This is a genomic window from Flavobacterium bizetiae, from assembly GCF_902804475.1.
Taxonomy (GTDB): Bacteria; Bacteroidota; Bacteroidia; order Flavobacteriales; family Flavobacteriaceae; genus Flavobacterium; species Flavobacterium bizetiae.
In genome coordinates, this window is the sequence record NZ_CADCSU010000235.1 from 1 (window position 1) to 4,522 (window position 4,522).

Below are 4,522 nucleotides of genomic sequence, written 5' to 3' on the forward strand. Positions count from 1 at the left end.
TAAAAGAACCACGCTAGAATAATACATGCATTTAATCATATTCATCAAATTGTACAATTTTATGATGAAAAAATTGCGTTTTATGAGCGTATGTTGAAAGAGAAAGATGAAATGATGGTTAGGCTTGAGAAATTGATTGGTAAGTAATTTATTTATAAAAATATATTAATTGTAGAAAGAGACTTTTTAAGTCTCTTTTTTTGGTTTGATCATACTATCATTAAGGAGAGTTTTTACTCTTCTAGAATTTTTTTAATTTTTTCTCTAAAAGCCTTGTTACCACTTGGAGGAATAATTCCGTAACCTAGCATAGTTCCATTTCCAAATCTAATTTTGCGTTTATAAAGTTCAAAAATTTCGGTAGCAAATAAATTTTGACGTTTTGAAAGTTTCGCTTCTAAGTAATCTTTTATAGAACCAATTATTAAGTCACTAAATTGTAAAAGTGGACTGTGATTACATTTTGCAAAGAGAAGTGAATGAAAGAAATTACAATCCGATAATTTCCCACATTTTGCTAGAGTTCCAGCAGAAGATTTTCCTTGATGAAATAATCGATAATATGCTTGAACCAAAGGTTGAGGATTGCCATCTGGTGGCCAATCAACAATAACATAGGTTTCATAATCTTTGTTCATAGCATCAATTCCAACACGCATTAAAAGATTCTCAAAAGAATATTTTAGAAATTCTGGTTTAGATTTTTTTGCCGATTTAGTATCATCTGAAAAACTTTCAATAATTCCACAAACTATTTTATAATCTAGTTCTAGAGAATTTTTAATTATTTCCTTTCGCCAAGAATTTGAGTCGGCAAGCATAGCTTTATATTCATCAATTCTGCCAAATTCTTGAAATTTATCTTTTATTACAGTATCCTTAAAATTCCATTTCATTGGTAAATTTGGATGTGTATATTTTGATTTAGCATTACTAATAATTTGAAGCAACCTTTTTTCGTCACTTTTGCTAATTAAAATACCGCCGAAAAGATGAATTCTATTAGTTTTATCGGATTTATCCGATTTGCAATATGTGTCATCAGCATAAAATGTCTTCATCTCTAAATGTCTAGATAATTGCTATTAATATCAATTTAGCATAATATTTCACAATATTATACTAAAAAATAGACATAAAATTACGGTTTTCCATAAAAATTTTTAAAGTTTAATAATGAAATTTGTTTATGAGATAATTTAAACTAACTGTAAGGATCTGTAATCCCCAACACCAAAGTATCTCAACATATCAAAAAAATCCAGTTTTGTTAATATTTAGGAGCGGGTAAGGAAAGAATTTACGCGGGTATGTTACTCATATCAAAACTATAAGGAATAAACTAATGTTTTGATTTTCATGTCAAAATAACATCAAAACCAAATATTTTTTTGTCATACTGTCAGTATATAGCCATACAACGATAATTTTTGCTTTTTAACGTAAAAACTGACAAAGCAAAGAAATAGGTTTAAACTTTGAACGAAATAATAGAAGATTTTCTCAAAAAATTATTATTACTAATTAACTAACTAAAATTTACAAAATATGCAGCGAATTAAAATCAACGAACTGGTTGAATTCAGAAGAAAACAATCTGAAAAGTATAAAAAGAATTTTGCTTACAAACTTAAAAATAGAATTCCTAAAGAAAAAACAATAGAAGAACAAGAAGCAGAAGAGCCAAGAGATTATTGGGTTTTCAGTACAAGCTGTATTTATAATGTATTTAAAAATGGTAATGAGGGATTTTATGATCCTAAAATCGATGAGCTCTATTTAAAAATGTCAAATCCAAATTTAAAAAACTCAACATATTCAATGTACAAAAGAAACAGAGATATTCTTATGAGTTTTAAAGAATTTGAAGTTAATAGTCACAGACCGAATAAATTTACAAGACAAGGTGTTCAGAAAGAACATAAAACTTTAACATTGGAAGGTTTTCCACTTTATGTTAAACCTAATTTAGTTTTCATCTTCGAACATGATGGTAAAAATAAAGTAGGTGCATTGTGGCTGGTTCCACAGGTTGACGGTTTTAAAAAATCTGAATTAGGCATTTTCTGTGAAGTACTGCATCGTTTTCTTTTAAAAAATTATTCAGATAATTATCAAATTTCTGAAGATTATTGTATTGCTATCGATACATTCAATGCGCAATCAGTTACATATTCCGAATTGAAGAATCAAAGTGTACCTTTTTTACTAGATTCAACTTTACAGGAAATGAAAATTTTATAAAATTTCTTGCTATTTAGCCAACAGTTTATAAAGATAATGATGCTAAAATCATTATCGAAAATCATATTTAAACATTTATAACACTAACAAACCACAAACATGAACGAAGAAGTATTCGAATTAGAAAAAAGATTTCAGCCTTACTTATTAAAAAATGATTATACATTTGTCGGCCCCAAAGATCAAAGTTTATTAGAGCCCTTTATTAAAAATGTAAATATGATTGCTCCTGTTGTAGCATTTTCAAGAGAACTCCGTCATGCTCTAGATAATAAACAAGCAATTAGGAAAGCTTGCAATTTATTACCTCAGGGTACAAAATTAAGAGTATATGTCATAATCGACAATAAGCATGGCATTTTAGCACATGGAGAGATAGAAGAATATTGCAGACAAAATAAAATTGATTTTGAAATATGATTAAATGACCGACAATTTAACTTTTAAAAATTTTGGAATTTTATTTCTTTTTTACTCCATAGTATACGTTTTGGTATACTATGGATTTTATGGTATAAATATTTTTTGCTACACAGATTTGCAAGGGGTTTTTGACGCTTTTTCTAAGTAATGCAATTAAAATTATAATTTTTTCTTCACCTGCTGGTGCGAGCGTCTTGCTCGTGAACCCCAAAATTATGCACGAGCGAGACGCTCGCGCCAGCACTTACCCATAAAAAAACCAGTGAATTAACTTCACTGGTTTTTTATTATTTTTTATAAATCATCATCCATTTAAAGATGACTTTATAGAATCGGTTTATTTCGTAATACCAAACATCATGACCAATTTATCGTTTAGATAAAAATTAAGAGTTTGATCTGCTACATCAAAACGCAGGTCTTTATTGTTTAAATACGACAATACTTTTTGCTCTGTTTTATTTCCTTCGCCAATACATGCCATTTCTGTAGTTGCCAGCTTATCAAAAGAGATATTATAACCGCTAGTTTCATAAGTTCCGAAGAAATTGTTGCAGCCTGTATTTCCGCTTACTTTCTTTTCAGCTACATTAAATTTAATTGAAGCTTTGCCGTAATCCTGACCCACATTTTCAAGTGCTATTAGTTTCCAGTTATTTTTTCCAATAAAAGTCCACAATTGATTTTGAGTTGGTATCGAAAATTCCATCACCACTTTGTTCTTAGCATTTTTAAACTGTACTGTATTGTTTTTCTTTACAATCTTGAACTTTTTCTTTGTTATCGCAGCGCTAAAATCCTGTTCTAATTTCATGCTTTCGCTGTCGCAAGCCATTAAAGTTCCCATAGGAGAATCAGTCTTAATTTGATTTTTTGCAGAAAGCTTCGTGTACTTTACATTAAAATTATTACATCCGTTTTTACCGCTTATGGTACCCGTTTCATCATTAATGGTAATAAATGCTTTTCCGTTGTTGATCTTTTTTCCGTTTAATTGGGTTAAAATCATTTTAGTATTATAAATTCCTTTTTCGGCATTTACAGGAGTTTTCGAAATAACACTTTTCAGTTTATACTGGTATGCAGAAGCATCAGCCGGAATAGGTGCTGGTCTTTTTGTTCTGGTTACCATTATCTCATATCGATTTCCTTTTTCAAAATTAAAACCTTCAATATGATCATAAAAAAACTGCCATTCTTTGTCCTTATCGTACTTTACCTGCAGGCATTCCATCGGGCCAACACCCTGACATGGCACTTTATTTTCTTTTACAAACATTTTTAAACTTTCCTGACCGTATGTAAATGTTGACAATAACACTACCACAAAAACATACATACATTTCAATCTTTTCATCATTTTAATTTTTTAGAATACCGATTATGCATTCTGATTATTTATGATTTTTTGCAGGCATGAACTGTGCCATTTTAAAATAAAGAATGCTTTTAACTTTTTTTTATCAGCCCTAAATTACGCTTTTTCTTTAACAATTAAAACAGTACGTATTGATAATCAGATTGTTTATTTTGTAATAGCCAAAATTATTATTGTGGCTTTATTCAAAGATGTTTTAATACTATTTTTAGAGAAATGTGCAGATTTTAAAAACTTTAATAATTCAATAAGTAAAAAAAATGCGCAAAGTCAGGACATTTGCGTATTTTTTCAGTTGAATATTATTCCGTAATCACTCTTGTTCAAATATGTTACCTGGAATACCTTGAGAAAATATTTTTCTATAGTTCGCTAAATCGTCTTCATTATTAATAGGATAGTTGACAAGAATAAAACTATTTGACGGATTATTTTTTTGGTAAATTACTAAATAGGATAAATCTAAATTTGGTTTTA

General features: G+C 28.9%; 4 protein-coding genes and 1 pseudogene. 3 read left to right on the top strand and 2 right to left on the bottom strand.

Features of this window, described 5'->3' with window-relative positions; translation table 11 throughout:
* Nucleotides 1–30 precede the first annotated feature (30 nt).
* Nucleotides 31–147, top strand: a pseudogene (locus tag FLACOL7796_RS24775) (XRE family transcriptional regulator); the annotation flags it as partial.
* A gap of 86 nt (nucleotides 148–233) precedes the next feature.
* Here the strand turns inward: FLACOL7796_RS24775 and FLACOL7796_RS24430 are convergent.
* Nucleotides 234–1,061 carry a DUF3800 domain-containing protein gene (locus tag FLACOL7796_RS24430; protein WP_173973370.1) on the bottom strand — a complete coding sequence of 276 codons (828 nt, stop codon included), beginning with the start codon at nucleotides 1,059–1,061 and terminating at the stop codon, nucleotides 234–236.
* Nucleotides 1,062–1,548: 487 nt separating this feature from the next.
* Between FLACOL7796_RS24430 and FLACOL7796_RS24435 the strand changes: the two genes are divergently transcribed.
* Nucleotides 1,549–2,244, top strand: coding sequence for a hypothetical protein (locus tag FLACOL7796_RS24435; RefSeq protein WP_173973371.1), 696 nt, complete (start codon nucleotides 1,549–1,551; stop codon nucleotides 2,242–2,244).
* 99 nt (nucleotides 2,245–2,343) lie between these two features.
* Nucleotides 2,344–2,664, top strand: a complete 321-nt coding sequence (locus FLACOL7796_RS24440; protein ID WP_173973372.1) for a hypothetical protein — start codon at nucleotides 2,344–2,346, stop codon at nucleotides 2,662–2,664.
* 340 nt (nucleotides 2,665–3,004) lie between these two features.
* Here the strand turns inward: FLACOL7796_RS24440 and FLACOL7796_RS24445 are convergent, their stop codons facing one another.
* Nucleotides 3,005–4,024, bottom strand: coding sequence for an META domain-containing protein (locus tag FLACOL7796_RS24445; RefSeq protein ID WP_173973373.1), 1,020 nt, complete (start codon nucleotides 4,022–4,024; stop codon nucleotides 3,005–3,007).
* Between the last annotated feature and the right edge of the window lie 498 nt (nucleotides 4,025–4,522).

What these genes read in the sequence shown, in the direction of transcription:
- FLACOL7796_RS24435 (WP_173973371.1), top strand. Translation starts at nt 1,549, where the DNA reads ATGCAGCGAATTAAAATCAACGAACTGGTTGAATTCAGAAGAAAACAA.
- FLACOL7796_RS24445 (WP_173973373.1), bottom strand. Translation starts at nt 4,024, where the DNA reads ATGAAAAGATTGAAATGTATGTATGTTTTTGTGGTAGTGTTATTGTCA.
- FLACOL7796_RS24440 (WP_173973372.1), top strand. Translation starts at nt 2,344, where the DNA reads ATGAACGAAGAAGTATTCGAATTAGAAAAAAGATTTCAGCCTTACTTA.
- FLACOL7796_RS24430 (WP_173973370.1), bottom strand. Translation starts at nt 1,061, where the DNA reads ATGAAGACATTTTATGCTGATGACACATATTGCAAATCGGATAAATCC.